At 35.3% G+C, this 15,733-nt stretch carries 13 protein-coding genes; 8 read left to right on the plus strand and 5 right to left on the minus strand.

Going from position 1 to position 15,733, the window contains the following annotated elements; translation table 11 throughout:
* Nucleotides 1-461: 461 nt before the first annotated feature.
* Entirely contained in the window at nt 462-3,905 is a 3,444-nt protein-coding gene (locus G3A47_RS09510; protein WP_166921920.1) for a T9SS type A sorting domain-containing protein, read from the plus strand.
* A gap of 260 nt (nt 3,906-4,165) precedes the next feature.
* Here the strand turns inward: G3A47_RS09510 and G3A47_RS09515 are convergent, their stop codons facing one another.
* From G3A47_RS09515 to G3A47_RS09530, 4 genes are all read right to left on the minus strand, one after another.
* The gene (locus G3A47_RS09515) at nt 4,166-4,702 is read right to left on the minus strand and encodes a MepB family protein (protein WP_166921921.1); all 537 of its coding nucleotides are present in this window, start codon (nt 4,700-4,702) and stop codon (nt 4,166-4,168) included.
* A gap of 54 nt (nt 4,703-4,756) precedes the next feature.
* Nucleotides 4,757-6,508, minus strand: a complete 1,752-nt coding sequence (locus G3A47_RS09520) for a hypothetical protein (protein ID WP_166921922.1) — start codon at nt 6,506-6,508, stop codon at nt 4,757-4,759.
* Nucleotides 6,505-7,056, minus strand: coding sequence for an RNA polymerase sigma factor (locus tag G3A47_RS09525; protein WP_166921923.1), 552 nt, complete (start codon nt 7,054-7,056; stop codon nt 6,505-6,507). Before G3A47_RS09525 ends, G3A47_RS09520 begins: the two co-directional genes overlap by 4 nt.
* A 271-nt stretch (nt 7,057-7,327) precedes the next feature.
* On the minus strand, nt 7,328-8,206 hold the full coding sequence (locus tag G3A47_RS09530; protein WP_166921924.1) for a protease complex subunit PrcB family protein: 879 nt from the start codon (nt 8,204-8,206) through the stop codon (nt 7,328-7,330).
* 338 nt (nt 8,207-8,544) lie between these two features.
* Here G3A47_RS09530 and rmuC point away from each other — a divergent pair, with 338 nt between their 5' ends.
* The 5 genes from rmuC to G3A47_RS09555 all read left to right on the plus strand — a co-directional run bounded on the left by rmuC (nt 8,545) and on the right by G3A47_RS09555 (nt 12,505).
* Complete coding sequence (gene rmuC / locus G3A47_RS09535) at nt 8,545-9,918, plus strand: DNA recombination protein RmuC (RefSeq protein WP_166921925.1); 1,374 nt, start codon at nt 8,545-8,547, stop codon at nt 9,916-9,918.
* 5 nt (nt 9,919-9,923) lie between these two features.
* On the plus strand, nt 9,924-10,472 hold the full coding sequence (locus G3A47_RS09540; protein WP_166921926.1) for an acyl-CoA thioesterase: 549 nt from the start codon (nt 9,924-9,926) through the stop codon (nt 10,470-10,472).
* A 58-nt stretch (nt 10,473-10,530) separates the two neighbouring features.
* The gene (locus G3A47_RS09545; RefSeq protein ID WP_166921927.1) at nt 10,531-10,926 is read left to right on the plus strand and encodes a VOC family protein; all 396 of its coding nucleotides are present in this window, start codon (nt 10,531-10,533) and stop codon (nt 10,924-10,926) included.
* Between the two features lie 316 nt (nt 10,927-11,242).
* Complete coding sequence (locus G3A47_RS09550; protein ID WP_166921928.1) at nt 11,243-11,698, plus strand: hypothetical protein; 456 nt, start codon at nt 11,243-11,245, stop codon at nt 11,696-11,698.
* Nucleotides 11,699-11,962: 264 nt separating this feature from the next.
* On the plus strand, nt 11,963-12,505 hold the full coding sequence (locus G3A47_RS09555) for a YceI family protein (RefSeq protein WP_166921929.1): 543 nt from the start codon (nt 11,963-11,965) through the stop codon (nt 12,503-12,505).
* Nucleotides 12,506-12,510: 5 nt separating this feature from the next.
* On the opposite strand, the gene G3A47_RS09560 is transcribed toward G3A47_RS09555, so the two are convergent.
* The gene (locus G3A47_RS09560; RefSeq protein WP_243860407.1) at nt 12,511-13,434 is read right to left on the minus strand and encodes a TIGR01777 family oxidoreductase; all 924 of its coding nucleotides are present in this window, start codon (nt 13,432-13,434) and stop codon (nt 12,511-12,513) included.
* Between the two features lie 84 nt (nt 13,435-13,518).
* Here G3A47_RS09560 and G3A47_RS09565 point away from each other — a divergent pair, with 84 nt between their 5' ends.
* Together G3A47_RS09565 and G3A47_RS09570 are read left to right on the plus strand one after the other, a co-directional pair.
* A complete protein-coding gene (locus G3A47_RS09565) occupies nt 13,519-14,178 on the plus strand; it encodes a TetR family transcriptional regulator C-terminal domain-containing protein (RefSeq protein WP_166921930.1) in 660 nt (219 codons plus the stop codon).
* Nucleotides 14,178-15,482, plus strand: a complete 1,305-nt coding sequence (locus tag G3A47_RS09570) for an ABC1 kinase family protein (RefSeq protein ID WP_166921931.1) — start codon at nt 14,178-14,180, stop codon at nt 15,480-15,482. Before G3A47_RS09565 ends, G3A47_RS09570 begins: the two co-directional genes overlap by 1 nt.
* Nucleotides 15,483-15,733 lie beyond the last annotated feature (251 nt).

Below are 15,733 nucleotides of genomic sequence, written 5' to 3' on the forward strand. Positions count from 1 at the left end.
AGGGGGGAATTTGTGAGTTGTGAGATGTGAGCTGGGAAACAAAGAGAGAAATGCTGTTTGCATTTCAGAATGTAATTTTTGTTTACTATTGGAGAGGGATTAGTTAGGGGAGTAAAGTACGATTACGATTAGAAAATGAATAGTATTTAGAGGTGTATTCGTACATATACTTGGCGTTTATTTGTTTTTATAAGCTCTTTTTTTGTTTTATTTTTAAATAAATTGCGTTATTTTTGTGTGTTATTACATGTTAAAAATATTGTGTAAGTAAATTTTTCTAAAAACATATAATAACGTTAATAGCTTGTTTTATTGATGATAATTGATTTTTTAGGCAAATAATTTGGTTAATCGTAGTAAATGTCTGCAAAAACGATAGTAGTAAGTTTAAGATTTTGCAATATTCTCTTAACTTTAAAGACTATAAATTTGGTCTCTAAAACCTTAAATTTTTTAAATATATGAAAAACATTTACTCAATGCGCTACCTTTTGGCCCTTTTAGGTTTTTTTTATTGCTATTCTGCGAGTATTGTGGCTCAGGTTACTATGCCGGTCCCTCAGTCTTTGCCTTACACACAAAATTTTGATGGTTTGCTACCTAATGCGACAACATATCCTGCAGGATTACAAGGTTGGAGTGCAGCCAATGTACCCGGGAACAATTATGTTACAGCTGCTACATTGATTACAGATAAAGCTTTGACGGCCGGAAGTACAAATAGTAGTACAGCGGCAACTACCAGTGGAAATGTTCATAATTATAATGGTAAAATCGGTTTTCTTAATACCGGATCAGCAGATCTTACCATTGGCCTGGCTTTTTCAAGTACAGGACAAACAGGTATTCAGGTACAATATGATGCTATGAATATTCGAAATCCATATGGTTTGGTGTCCGGTACCAGTACCTCGGATCGTATAAATGAGATGGTTTTGCAGTATCGTGTTGGAACCACCTCCACTTTTACCTCCTTATTGGAGACAGCTTATATCAATAACACAACGCTACAAGTAGGAGCTGTCACAGATCCGCAAAATGTCAGAAGGATAAAAGTAACCTTACCTGCAGAATGCGACAATCAGAGCGTGGTTCAGATCAGGTGGATTTCTAAACAAAATTCCGGTGCGGGGTCTCGTCCGTCTTTTGCAATCGATAATATTGATGTTCGCAGTGATAGTAGTGCTCCGGTCAATGCTGTAGGTTATCCGAATGCTACGAATGTTTTGTCTCAAAGTTTTGATTTCTCCGCTAAAATAGATGAAAAAGGAAAGACCTATTATATATTAGTATCCGGTGGAAGTGCAGAACCTACTGCAGCACAACTTAAAACCGGTCTTGATGCAAATGGAACAGCAGCTTTGCAATCCGGATTTTTTGAAGTTACAGATGCCTCTCAGGCGTATGTGAGAAATTTTAATGGTCTGGCCCTTAATACAGCCTATACCGTGTTCTCCATTTCTGAGGATTTATTTAATAATATTCAGTCTTCTGCAGCTAAAGTTGAGGTTACAACTTCAAGTGTAGCCGTTCCATCTTTACAACCTACGAAAACTTCGCTTGATTTAGGGTTTTCCGAAGCTAGTTTTGATTCCGATATTGCAAGCTATCAGATTCGGGGCAACAATCTTACGCATGAGGTTGTTGTTAGCGCTTCAAATAATTTTACAATTTCTAAGGATAATATAACTTTTCAATCTTCATTAACTTATAATTTGTCTGAGTTTGATCAGAATACAAGTCCAACGGTTTATGTTAAGTTTACTCCAAATGCTATCGGTAATTTCTCAGGGCAGTTAACCCATGAATCAACAGGAGCAACAACTAAAACCATTGCAGTAACGGGAACAGGAATTAACCCTTATGTACAAGGGTTTAATGATCTAAATGTCCTTACCAATAGTGGGTGGACGCAATACAATGCAGCCGGAATCGCCAACAAATGGACGGTAACGACTATGACCCGAAATGTGAATTCGGGAACTGGCGCAGTGGTTATGAACGGTTTTACTGATAATGGACCCAGCAAAGATTGGTTGATCTCGCCAAAATTACGCCTCGATAATTTTAATCAATTTCCTTTATTGTCTTTCTACTCCCGTAAATTTTATGCAGGACCGGGTCTGAAACTAATGGTTTCTGTTGACTATGACGGAAAAGGTAATCCTGAAACAGCGACATGGACAGAGTTAAATGGTAACTTTCCAATTGCAACAGGAACTTATGTACAATCACAATTTATAAATTTAGGTGATTACAAAACAAATCATACTTATCTGGCCTGGGTTTATGAAACGGTAGCAGGAGGAACTAATAATGCTGCGGAGTGGTCGTTTGATGATTTTGCCGTTACGAACGATGGTGGATACGTAGATTCGAATCCGAATTTAAATTTTGGAGAAGTCACTCTCAATACCCTATCAACAAGTCAGTCCTTTGGTTTTAAAGCTGATGGATATGGAGATCTTACCATTACTGCTCCCGCCGACTACCAATTGTCTTTAGATAATACTTTATTTCAATCCAGTATCGTGGTTAGTAATGCTGATGCGGCAGCAGGGAAAACACTTTATGCAAGATTCGTCCCTACTGTAAGAGCATTAGCCATTTCAGGACGGTTAACGGTAACAGGTACAGGATTAAACAAACAAATTGGGGCATTGACAGGTTCTTCTTTGCCAAAAGCAGAAACGTTTGACGTTGTAACCTATAACTTAGAATTTTTTGGAAGTGATGTAAAAGGTACGGATGGCGCTGAGTTCGGACCAATCGATGATGCTTTGCAAATTGAGAATGTGGCCAAAGTAATGAATACGTTAAATGCAGATGTTTATGTAGTGCAGGAAGTTTCAGATGACCCTTCTATAGATGCTTTAATTCAAAAAATAAGTGTTAACGGGAAGACATTCGATAAAACCATTTCAACATCGTGGTCTTATTCGTTTAATACGCCTGATCCGAATTTTCCTCCTCAAAAATTAGTGGTACTTTATAATACTCAGACAACGACAGTAAAAAATACTCGCGTGATGTTTAAAGAACTATACGATGATGTGCGTTCAGGAGCGGTAACATTGCCTAATTATCCGGGAGGTAACGGAGCCAGTTTTTTCTCTTCAGGACGTTTGCCTTATATGGTTACTATAGAAACTAATATTGGTGGTATTCAAAAAGAAATTAATCTGATTGATCTTCACGCACGTGCTAACAGTGGAACCGACATCTCCAGATACAATATGCGCAAATACGATGTTGAATTACTAAAAGACAGTTTAGATGTTCATTATCCAAATGCAAATTTTATGATTTTGGGTGATTTTAATGATGATGTAAAGATATCGGTTGTAGGTACCAATATACCTTCCTCTTACCAGAAAATAGTGGAAGACACAAACCGTTACAATGCATTGACTTTAGGGATTAGTCAGGCCGGAGCCTATAGTTTTTTAAGTTCCGGAGGTTTTTTAGATCATATTGTAATTTCTAATGAGTTGAACGATCAGTATATTCCAAATTCTATTGGTGTGTATGATCCGCGTACCGATATTGCAAATTACGTAAATACAACTTCAGACCATGGACCGGTAATCGCTCGTTTTGAATTGAAGCCGGATAACTTGTCCACAATTGATTTCGAATCTAAAAACGGATATTTTGTACAAGCATATCCTAATCCTGCATCAGATGTAGTACATATTGTCGTGAAGACAAATGACGATAAAAGCCTGAAGGTAAGACTTTACGATATGTCTGGACGTTTGGTTACAAGCCCGGTTGAGGTAAAAGGAACTTCTGAAAAAAGTGATTCTGTAATTCAGATTAGCAACCTTAAAACAGGAATCTATATCTATACAGTAACAGAAAATAATAAGGTTATATACAGTAACAAGATTGTTAAAAAGTAAATGATTTCCGGTTGGATAAGATTGTCTTATTGTACAAATAACCGGATTCTAAGAGTACAATAATAAACAGAATGTCATCCTGAGGGAAGTTGAAGACTCTAGAGTAGAAAAGGTCTTCGGCTTCGCTCAGACTGACAACTGTAGTTTTGATGAGATTTTGGTAATAGACAGATTGTAACTAATAGCGTATATTAGAAGAAGGTTTATAGTATATGAAACAGGCAGTCTAAACAACTCGTCTGTTTTTTTATAAAAGAATTTTAAATCGAGTCGAATAAACTTTTAGCACGATCTAAATCGACAGCTTCTGAAGTTGGGATTTCAATAAAGTAATTCAACTGCCATAGCTGCGTTTTTTGGGCTTGTTTGTTGGTAGTTTCATCCCAGGGCGGATAGACTCGGGTGGCTCTTTTTCCTTCTTTGGTAGCAGTTGAAAAGATTCCGCGTTCTAATAAAACAGATTTAGGAAATATAAACTGTCCGAATAAGTCCTCTTTTCGAACACTGATAATAACATAATCAATTGCATCCGTATGATCGAAAGGGGCAGTAATTTTTAAGGCATTACGTTTCCATAAAGTTACAAACTGACCGGTTTTTGTTGGAGTGATTTTAGCTTCACGATAACAAATAAATTTTGTATTTAATTGCAATCGATACGCTTTGTATTCGATACTTTCAGATTCAGGTTCCGGTACTGTACATTCAAAATCAAGAAGGTCATAAACCTTTTTTTTGGCAATAATCAGATCGCCGGGAATAGAATTTGAGGTAGTCCAACTGTTTTTAATGCTCATTATGAGTAAGTTATTTTTGTTGCCTTTTTTTTGGAAATTACAACAAAAACTGCTTTAAAACGAAACATTCAATCCGAAATTTAACCCCCATTGAAACTGGTTAAACGATTGGTTGTTTAAAGGGTTTATGTAGTAGTTCATTGCCGGTTCAACAAAAACATTTGTTTTTTTGTAAATACGGTATTGTACAGTGCTGCTTAACACGGAGCCATAGACAAATTCATTGGCATCAAGATTTTCTCCAATAATAGTACCATCTAAAGCCACTTGGTTTGAAATTAGCTTCCCAACAAAACCACCTGTATTTAAACTGACACTGGTTCTGTTTTTACTAAAAACAGCGTAAGAAACTTCTAATGGCATTTCGATATATTTTAAGCTCTGATTTAATGTACCGCTTTGAATGCTCTCGTTTTGTACGACCTCTTTAGTACTGTTTGAAACAAATACATAATCTCTGGTTGCTGCAATCTGAGGAGCAGGAGAATCCTGAATGTAAAAATCAGCAACGCCCAACATCATGCTATTTTTCGCGCTTACATCCATATAAGAAATATTAGCAATGCTCTGACCTAATTCATTGATTTTGAACCCTGATCCGACAGCCCATTTTTTATTGATTTTGTATTTAGTTTTTACACCGTACGCGTTACTTTGTTTAGATTCATTGGCATATCCCAGGGTTTTGTCGTTTTTATAGTTTTCAGAATTAGCAATTCCGGCAAAAACTTCAACAGCCCACTTTTCTGCGGGAGAAGCAGGTTTTGTTTCTTTTTCGCTTTTAGTGGTTTCCGGAATAGTAATACCTTTCTCTAAATTCTGAAGTATAGCCAACTGAGCAGAATCCTGTTTACTTAAGACAGTATTAAATTTGGAGGCATTTTTCGGCTGTTCAGCAACTGCTTTTTCGGTATAAAGTGTTCCGTTTTTTGGCTCTTTTTCGTTCTTATCAGTTGTGTTTTGCTGCTGACCTAAAATTGATTTTGAAGAATTATAAGCAAAATTATTAGGGTCTTTTGAATGCACTTTTCCATCAAAAAGCGAGTTTGAAACCTGATTTTTAGAAGTAGCATTAAATGGATTTTGTTTACCGGCGCTAAATGTTTTTTCAGCTAAAATCTGATTTGCTTTTCTTTTTTCAGCGGCAGCGGTATGATTTTTTGAAGCAGCGGTAAAAGGATCTTCTTTTCCTGTACTAGAGTCAGTTTGGACCACAGCTTGATTTGGAGTTCTTTTTTCTGTCTCTGCCAATTGATGTGTTGTAGCGGCATTGAACCCATTTTGTTTTTCCGAAACATATGATTTTTCAGTCAATGCCTCATTGCTGTTTTTCTTTACCGTTTTCAGTTCCTGAGAAGGAAGATTCGGGTTTTGGTTGTTTTGAGAAGCAGTGTGGGCTATAACAGCTTCGTCTGTTTGTTCTTTTTCTTGTGAAGTAGCTATTTGATTTTCGGTAGCTCTTAAAACCGGACTTTTACTGTTGCTCGTTTTTTGATTGATGATGTTTTGTTCGCCAGAAACTGTTTTGTTCTGATTAGATTCGGTATTGTTATTCGTGACAACACTGTTGTTCTCTGTGGGGTTAGTTCCCGCATTCTTAATTCCGGCATCAGAATTAAAATGCAATACAGAAGGAATCGCAAGACCTAATAATAAGCATGCAGCAGCCGACCACCAAAGAATAGCTCTCCTTTTCTTTTTAGGTTTGTTTAATTTTTCTTCAATTTGCCCCCATAATTCGGGTGGTGGAACACTTGAGAAGTTTTCCATTGATGAAAAAATAGTTTCTATTTTCTGCTTCTTCATGCTATTTTAAAATTTTTTATGCTCAAAATTCTCTTTTGTAAAATTCCCTTTGCTCTGTTTAAGTTCGATTTTGATGTTCCTTCAGAGATTTTCAGTAACTCGGCTATTTCTTTGTGTTTCATTTTTTCAAAAACATATAAGTTAAAGACGGTCCTGTATTGATCGGGTAAGTCTCGAATGTATTCTAATAGTTTTTCCTGCTGTATCGGAATAATATCCAATTCTTCTTCATCAACAAAATCTGTATCGGGATCGAAAACATCTAAAAAGAAATTTTCTTTTTTCTTCTTATTTAAAGTTTCAATAAGTTTATTGATAAAAATACGTTTGAGCCAGCCTTCAAAACTCCCTTCAAATTTGTATTGACTTATCTTTTGAAAAACAATGATAAAAGCTTCCTGAAAAACATCTTTAGCATCGTCCTCGTTTTTCATATATTTCAGGCAGATACCATATAAAACAGGAGAGAACAGCTGATAAATTTTCAGTTGCCCTTCTCTGTTGTTTTGCATACATTGCTTGATGTATATATCTAAATCGTCTTTCAAAAAGTGGTTGAATTAATTTTGGTAAAATTAGTTTTTTTTAACTCGCAAAGCGACCTTTAGCCAATGATTTGGTTGTGGTATTCGGTTTGTTTGTAGTTGCTTGCGTAATGTTAAGTTTTTTGAACTTGTCTCCGGACAGCAATATAGGAGTTGGTATTCCTCCTATATTTTCTTCCCGGGTTTGTATATATAGAAATTAAGTAAGTATCTGCGTTTTAAGAATAAACATTCATTAAAAAGACATAGAAGCTAAAAAAGTAGAATTTGGGGACTATTTTAGACTCGTTATTTTATCCTGAATGGCCTTCTTGAACGTTTTTATAGCTGCACTCTGATCTGCCGTATCATTATTATCGATATATATTTTAGTGATAATTCCACCCTGACGCAATTCAAAATACGTTCCACCCTTAGTTGAGGTGTCCGGAGTACCGTATGTTTTGGTTTCTCCTTTTAAGGCTGTAATCTCGGCAGGAACATTTTTTATAAATAAAGTATACTCGCCTCTTTTAGTCGTCGCTGTATATTTGTATTGATTAAAATCATAGCTTCCGGCTACTACATTTTGGAATTTTAAAATATTAAACTCATTCAGTTGGAAGAAGTTCTGACAATCACCGCCTGTGCATGGTTTAGGATAATATCCAATCACTGCATTATCAGTATTGTCAACAATAACTTTATTGAAAAATATTTTCTTTGGTGTTTTTGGAATTAAAATATAATCAGCAGGATACGTTACAGTTTGCGATACAGGTTCTCCGGGCTGAGGTGATTTCTCATAAAGGTTAACGATGATCTCACAGTTGTTTTCTACAATTGAAGTTACTTTTATACTATATCCTGTTGTTGGTTTCTTACCTGCAAAAAGACCAATTAAATAATTTTTTGTAAAGTCAATAGTTGGATCACTCGGGTTTGGACAGCTGTTTGGATGTTTTGTGAAAAAAGAAAGCAATTTCTCTTCATCAACTACTACAAGTGCACCCGGTTTTTCAGGTTCTGTTTTTACACTGTAATTGCATAAAAGAGGGAATCCGGTAAAAGTGGAGTTTACATTTGATCCACAGCTATTATCAAGATTGTCATTACCCAATGAGCAGGCGCTAATTCCGAAAGCTATAAATAACCCTAGTACTAATTTTTTCATATGTTTTTGTAATAAATTATATTTAATAGATGTTTCTTTTTTTAAAAGGTTGCGTACGAAAAACTTTTTTTTTCTTTAATCCATAAGTAGCGACTAGGTATTATTGCATACTTTTACTAAAAAATAACGGTTGAGTGCAAATCGTAAAAAAGGATACTTAACACATAGAAATATTGGCTTTGCTTATAAAGACGAGGCTAAAAGAAAAACATATTTCTATCGCATAGCCAAACTATAAAGGGATAAATGAGTGAAGCGTATTTTTTCATTTTTCATAACGATGTCTCTATGTGTTAAAAAAATAATTGTGCCCAACAGCTAAAAAAATAAATTCAGTTATGTTTGATTTTCTTCCGCTTTTACTGGTTTTTCCGGTCGCTTTGTTCTTAGGGATATACCTGGGAAAATTATTGTTTTCGGCCAGGTCTCAATCTGAGAAAGTGAGTTTGAATGAAAGATTAAATGCGACAATCAATCAATTGCAATTGCAAAAGGAACAGTTCGAAAAAGAGAGAAACACTCTTGAGAAACAGTTTCATTTAAATAACTCCGAAAAAGAAAACATCCGAACCGAAAAAGACAGTTTGGCGATTCAGCTTTCTAAAAAAGAAGTGGATTTTGAAAATTTATGGGAACGTCATAAAGAACAGAAAAATGAAATAACAGAATTACAGGAAAAATTCACTAAGGAATTTGAGAATCTGGCGAATAAAATTCTGGAAGAAAAATCCGCTAAGTTTACCGAACAGAATAGTGAAAACATGAAAAACATCCTGTTGCCTTTACAGGATAAAATTCAGGGTTTTGAGAAAAAGGTCGAACAAACTCATAAAGAAAGTATTGATTATCATGCCGCCTTACGTCAGCAGATTGTTGGGCTAAGCGAATTGAATGCCCAAATGAGCAAAGAAACCTTAAACCTGACCAAAGCACTGAAAGGCGACAGTAAAATGCAGGGCAATTGGGGAGAATTAGTCTTAGAGCGTGTTCTGGAAAAATCAGGCTTAGAGAAAGGACGTGAATACGAAGTACAGCAAAGTTTTACAAATAGCGAAGGAGCAAGAGTGTATCCCGATGTGGTCATTAATTTGCCCGATGGAAAAAAAATGATTGTAGACTCTAAAGTTTCGTTGACGGCATATGAAAAATGGATCAACGAAGAATCTGAGATTTTAAAGATCGATTTTCTTAAGGAACATGTAAATTCGATTAGAAGACATGTTGATCAGCTTGGAGGAAAAAACTATCATGAGCTGTACCAGATAGAGAGCCCCGATTTTGTGTTGCTTTTTATCCCAATCGAGCCGGCTTTTGCTATTGCATTAAACGAAGATGCAACTTTGTACAATAAAGCATTCGACAGAAATATTGTGATCGTGACGCCTAGTACGTTGCTGGCTACTTTACGTACTATTGACAGTATGTGGACGAACCAGAAACAACAGGAAAATGCATTTGAAATTGCCAGACAAGCCGGAGCATTATACGATAAATTTGAAGGTTTCGTAACCGATTTAGTGCGAATCGGAAACAAAATTAAAGACACTAAAACCGAGTACGACAGTGCAATGAACAAATTGGTTGAAGGAAAAGGAAATTTAGTTTCCAGTGTAGAGAAATTAAAGAAAATGGGAGCAAAGGCCAAAAAGGCGCTTCCGGAGAACATCATAGCCAGAGCATCAAATTCAGAAGAAAACCAATTTTTAAATTAAATACAATGACTGTAGATTTCAAACCTGTTTCCTCATCCAAAATAAGTATTTCAGAGCTGATGTTGCCCTCTCATACCAATTTTAGCGGAAAAATTCACGGAGGATATATTTTACAATTACTGGATCAGATAGCCTTTGCCAGTGCTTCCAAGTTCTCGGGAAATTATTGTGTTACCGCTTCCGTTGATACCGTAAATTTCTTGAAGCCAATTGAAGTCGGCGAATTGGTAACCATGAAAGCCTGTGTAAATTATGTGGGTAGAAGCTCTATGATTGTAGGGATTCGTGTTGAAGCCGAGAATATTCAGACTGGAGTGGTAAAACACTGTAATTCATCTTATTTCACTATGGTTGCCAAAGACAAAGAAGGTAATAGTGTGAAGGTTCCCGGTCTTATTTTGTCTAATCTGGATGAAGTGCGTCGTTTTAGACAAGCAATCAAACAGATTGAGTCTAAAAAAGAGGTAGAAGAGCATGCTAAATTGACCAATATAAGTTCTATTGAAGATTTGGCCAGTTTAGCGCAGTATAATGTATTGTTGGAAATCGGCTAGTTTTTTTGTGAAAATAATAGCTGTGAGATGGAATAAATAATTTTGTAATGGAAAGTAAATGATAAAGTTTGGATACACCATTTTGTATGTAGAAAATGTTGAAGCGGCAATTGTGTTTTATGAAAATGCCTTTGGGTTTTCAAGAAAATTTATAACACCCGAGAAGGATTATGGTGAGTTAAGTACCGGAGAAACGACAATTTCATTTGCATCAAAAAATCTGGCAGCTCAAAATTTAAAAGACGGTTTTATAACAAGTAGCTTAGAAGAGAAACCTTTTGCCATCGAATTGGGATTTATAACAGATGATGTAACCGGAACGATTCAAAAAGCGATTTCTTTTGGAGCTGTGATAGTAAAAGAACCTGTAGAGAAACCTTGGGGACAAATTGTGGCCTATGTAAGGGACCCGGAAGGGTTTTTAATAGAAATTTGCACAGAGGTACAAGGGTAATTAATTGATTGAGATATATGGTTTTACTTCCAATATATTTGATAAAAGAAGGTTAAGCAGAAGGTTTCCGAAAGCTGGAGGATTGCTTTTGAATTTTTGACTGATATAAATCAATTGCCTCCAGTTTTAACTGGAGGAGTAGAATTGATCAATACTAAAAAAGGCTTTAGCTCAATTTTTAGAGGGTTCGGCTAAAGCCTTTGTGCTTTTTCAACAAATAACCTCCAGTTAAAACTGGAGGCAATTCAAATAAAACTTTTATTATTTGTATTCGGATTGCAATTAAACAAAATAATCAATTATACTATTTTTTCGAGTGATAGAATTCATACAAAAGAAACCGTACTTTATTTTTCTGGTCTTAGTTGTCATTTTTTTGGCAGTTGGTTTTTTCAACCCTAAAAAATATCTAGATATTAATATTCATGATACTTATTTCGTCATTTCTTATTTGCATTTTGCGGTGTTGTTGTCTGTCATTTATAGCTTTTTGGCAATTACTTATTTTACAATATTAAAATTAAATTTTGCCTTAATAAGTTGGATGACCGTTTTACATGTTCTTATTTCGGTTGGCGGTTTAGTTTTGATTTGGTTATTTTCTCAATTCATACGTAAAACAGCACCCGGAAATTTTGAATCGATGTTAAGTGATATCTATTTTAATAATAAAATGACATTGGGAATTGTTATTTCTATTTTTAGTATCGTTGCCATGCAGGTCGTTTTCGTGATCAATGTACTTCAGGCATTAATAAAAGGTAGATTATAATTTCAAAAGCCATCCCACATCTCACATCTGGCATTTCACATCTAACATTCACCATTTTACAACCGCAAACATTTCACAAATATTTAGCAGTAAATCAAGAACTAAATGGCTGATAATTTCGTAACTTTAAGTATAAGGTTGCAGCTACCAGATTTTCACGGAGTATTGCCATTTGATTTTTTTTTCAGACCTACTTAAGTTCAGTTTTTTCTCCTCTTAAATTAAAAAGAATCAAATGACATAATTGTTTAAATACTAACGATTATGAAAAAAACTACTTTATTTATTTTACTTTTTACTGCATTTTCAATACTCGCCCAGGACAAATTTAAAACCAGTTCGGCTGTTGTAAATTTTCAGGCTTCGGTTCCGTTTTTTGAAGAAGTCAAAGCAGTAAATAAGCTTGGAACCATCGTTTTGGAATCCCAAACGAGTTCGTTGGTTTGTACGGTTGTTATCAGAGATTTTCAGTTTAAAATGGATTTAATGGAGGAACATTTTAATGAAAATTATATTGAAAGTCATCGCTATCCAAAAGCAGTTTTTAAAGGTAAAATTCAAAATTTTGATCTGAAAGAGGTTACTGAAAATGAAAAAGAATATGATGTTGTAGGGAAGCTTTATCTTCATGGGAAATCTAAAGTAATTGCGGTAAAAGCTTTTATTAAGAAGGTTCCCGAAGGCGGATTACAGATTATATCAAACTTTCCGATTTCCGTTTCTGATTTTAACATCAAAATCCCATACATAGTAGCCAATAAGATTTCAAAAACGGTGCAGACCGATTTGAGTGGCATTATGAAATGATTTTTTTATTTTAAACAGTCGTAAAGGGCTGTTTCCAGCTCTGTAAATTGAAATTCAAAACCCGTCTTTTGTATTTTTTCAGAAGATATTCTTTGGCCTTTTAAAATAGCTTCACTCATTTCTCCCAAAAGAATTTTAAGGATGAGTGTCGGGACTTTGGGAAGCCAGATGGTATATCCGTAAAATTTAGCGAGTGTTTTAGCGAATTTTAAATTAGTGGTGTCGTCTGTAAATACGGCATTATATGGCCCTTGTATTTGGGTGTCCAGAATTGATTTTAAATAGATTCGTGATAAATCCTCTATATGTATCCACGGTAAATACTGTTCACCGTTACCTAAGATTGCTCCAAAACCGGCTTTGAAACTTGGAGTAATCTTTTTTAAGAAACCTTCGGCTTTGCCAAAAACAATTCCGGTTCTCACTTTTATCGTCCGGATTCCCAGTTGTCCAATTTTATCTACCGATTTTTCCCACTCCTGACAAGTGGTGCCCAAAAAATCAGAGGCAGCCGGAGTATCTTCGGTGCAAATTTGTTCACTGCTAATCGCTCCGTAAATTCCAATTCCTGATGCTGATATAAAGGCATTCAATGATTTGTTGTGTTTTTTAAGAATAGTATAAATAAGCTCTACCGGTTTTGTACGACTCTCTAATATGCTTTTTTTTCGTTTTGTGGTCCATCTTTTTTCTACGATTCCTTCACCGGCCAGATGAATGATATAATCGGCATTGATAATAGCGTCCTCTTCTATGTAATTACGTTCCGGATTCCATTGGTAGTAGGTGATCAGACCGTTGTTTTTTCTTGGTGTACGACTCAAAACGGACACTGTAAAATGGTTAGCAAGTAATACCTGAGTCAGGTATTTGCCAATAAAGCCTGTTCCGCCGGTAATTAGTACATTTTGAGACATCTGTTTTATCATTTATTTAACAAAGAGTTGTGTTTCCGCATAAATAAAGGTACTTAAACATTGTTTACCTTTAAGGCAAATTCTAAATTTAATAAAATGGCGACAAAGAAAAAAATAATTACCAGAGAGGATATCGTTTCAATCTATATGAATGACGTTTTAGAAGCAGGAAAAAGACCTGTATCTGTATTTCATTTTGTAAAAGGAAAAGATTTTACTGAAGCTGAATTTTATAACTTTTTTGGAACACTTGAAAGTTTAGAAAAAGAAATATTCAGATTGTTTTTTACAAACACGATAGAGTTGTTAAACAAAAACACGGACTATCTTGAGTATGACATGAAGAATAAAATGTTGAGTTTTTACTTTACTTTCTTTGAGATTCTGACAGCAAACAGAAGTTATGTTTTACAAACTTTAAAATCAGATCCCAATCCAATCAAAAATTTGGTGCAGTTAACTTCGCTTCGGGAGGTTTTCAAGGATTATGTTTCAGAAATCCTGACAGACGATTATAGATTAGAACAGGAGAGATTTCAGAAATTTCAAGAGAAAACGATTCAGGAATCGGCTTGGTTGCAATTAATGCTAACGCTCAAATTCTGGATGAGTGATGAGTCTGCAGCTTTCGAGAAAACAGATGTTTTTATAGAAAAATCGGTTAATGCTTCATTTGAGTTAATGAACGTAGCACCAATGAATCACCTTTTGGATTTTGGAAAATTTTTATTCAAAGAAAAAATTTACAGCAGATAATGAAAACAATTGATTATATACCAACCTCAAAAATAGAAAGAGCCGGGAAATTGGTCCAAACCGGTGCAAAAATAGGAGTTAACTACATTAAGCATTATGCCGAAAAAATGGTTAATTCTGATCTGACTCGTGACAAACTAAACGAAAACAATGCCGAAGATATTTATGACGGACTAAAAAGTCTAAAAGGAAGTGCCCTTAAAGTAGCGCAAATGCTAAGTATGGACAAGAATTTCCTGCCTCAGGCTTATGTAGAGAAATTTTCTCTGTCTCAGTTTTCTGTCCCACCGCTTTCTGCGCCTTTGGTACTGAAAACATTCAAAACGAATTTCGGAAAAACACCTTATGAAATCTTTGATGAGTTTAATGCCAATTCGGTAAATGCCGCCAGTATTGGTCAGGTACATTTGGCTTTAAAAGACAACAAAAAACTCGCTGTTAAAATTCAATATCCCGGTGTTGCCAACAGTATTTCGTCTGATTTGGCTTTGGTAAAACCAATCGCGATCAGAATGTTTAATTTGCAGGGAAAAGACTCTGATAAGTATTTTAAAGAAGTAGAAGACAAACTGATCGAAGAAACGAATTATTTGCTGGAATTAAAGCAAAGTAAGGAAGTCGTAGAAGCTTGCAGTAAAATCGAAAACATACTTTTTCCAAACTATTATCCTGAATTTTCATCAGAGAAAATCATCACGATGGATTGGATGACAGGAATACACCTTTCTGAATTTACAGCCCAAAATACCGATCAGGTAGTTGGTGATGCAATTGGTCAGGCACTTTGGGACTTTTATATGTATCAAATTCATGTTTTAAGAAAAGTACATGCAGATCCGCACCCCGGGAACTTTTTGGTAGACGATCAAAATCGCCTTATTGCCCTTGATTTCGGATGCATGAAACAAATTCCCGAAGAGTTTTACACCCCTTACTTTGAGTTAATCAATAAAGATGTCATTACAGACGATTCGCTATTTAATCAGAAGTTATTCGAATTAGAAATTCTTCGTCAGGATGATTCTCCCTCAGAAATAGCCTATTTTACAGAGATGTTTCATGATTTGTTATCGCTTTTCACACGACCTTTTCAAAATGAAACTTTCGATTTTGCCGATGAAACTTTTTTCGATAGCATCGCCAAACTGGGTGAGCGTTTCACAAATGATACCAACCTCAAAAAAATGAACGGAAACAGAGGTTCTAAACACTTTATTTACATGAACCGTACGTTCTTCGGTCTTTATAATTTAATGTTTGACTTGAAGGCGAAAATTACCGTTGAGAATTATTTGAAGTATTAAAGGAGGTTTTTTTGTTTCAGGTTTCAGAGCCTCTTGTTTATGTCATTTCGACGGAGGAGAAATCACACAAGAATCCATAAAGAGAATCCACAAAGAAAACTGCCAATCTTTGTCGAGTTACTGGTGTGATTTACTTCGTCTATTCGCTATCGCTCGGGTCTCCTGCGTCGAAATTGTAAAGGTTACTTATTTCGGTAACAGATTTATCATTTCTATTGGTTTCTTTCCATCAATACCTTGATGTGGTCTTT

It is taken from the genome of Flavobacterium poyangense, from assembly GCF_011751075.1.
Taxonomy (GTDB): domain Bacteria; phylum Bacteroidota; class Bacteroidia; order Flavobacteriales; family Flavobacteriaceae; genus Flavobacterium; species Flavobacterium poyangense.

Excerpts from the sequence above, each read along its gene's own strand:
- G3A47_RS09540 (WP_166921926.1), top strand. The coding sequence starts at position 9,924 with ATGACTGTAGATTTCAAACCTGTTTCCTCATCCAAAATAAGTATTTCA.
- G3A47_RS09530 (WP_166921924.1), bottom strand. The coding sequence starts at position 8,206 with ATGAAAAAATTAGTACTAGGGTTATTTATAGCTTTCGGAATTAGCGCC.
- G3A47_RS09555 (WP_166921929.1), top strand. The coding sequence starts at position 11,963 with ATGAAAAAAACTACTTTATTTATTTTACTTTTTACTGCATTTTCAATA.
- G3A47_RS09520 (WP_166921922.1), bottom strand. The coding sequence starts at position 6,508 with ATGAAGAAGCAGAAAATAGAAACTATTTTTTCATCAATGGAAAACTTC.
- G3A47_RS09565 (WP_166921930.1), top strand. The coding sequence starts at position 13,519 with ATGGCGACAAAGAAAAAAATAATTACCAGAGAGGATATCGTTTCAATC.
- G3A47_RS09515 (WP_166921921.1), bottom strand. The coding sequence starts at position 4,702 with ATGAGCATTAAAAACAGTTGGACTACCTCAAATTCTATTCCCGGCGAT.
- G3A47_RS09545 (WP_166921927.1), top strand. The coding sequence starts at position 10,531 with ATGATAAAGTTTGGATACACCATTTTGTATGTAGAAAATGTTGAAGCG.
- G3A47_RS09560 (WP_243860407.1), bottom strand. The coding sequence starts at position 13,434 with ATGATAAAACAGATGTCTCAAAATGTACTAATTACCGGCGGAACAGGC.
- G3A47_RS09510 (WP_166921920.1), top strand. The coding sequence starts at position 462 with ATGAAAAACATTTACTCAATGCGCTACCTTTTGGCCCTTTTAGGTTTT.
- G3A47_RS09570 (WP_166921931.1), top strand. The coding sequence starts at position 14,178 with ATGAAAACAATTGATTATATACCAACCTCAAAAATAGAAAGAGCCGGG.
- rmuC (WP_166921925.1), top strand. The coding sequence starts at position 8,545 with ATGTTTGATTTTCTTCCGCTTTTACTGGTTTTTCCGGTCGCTTTGTTC.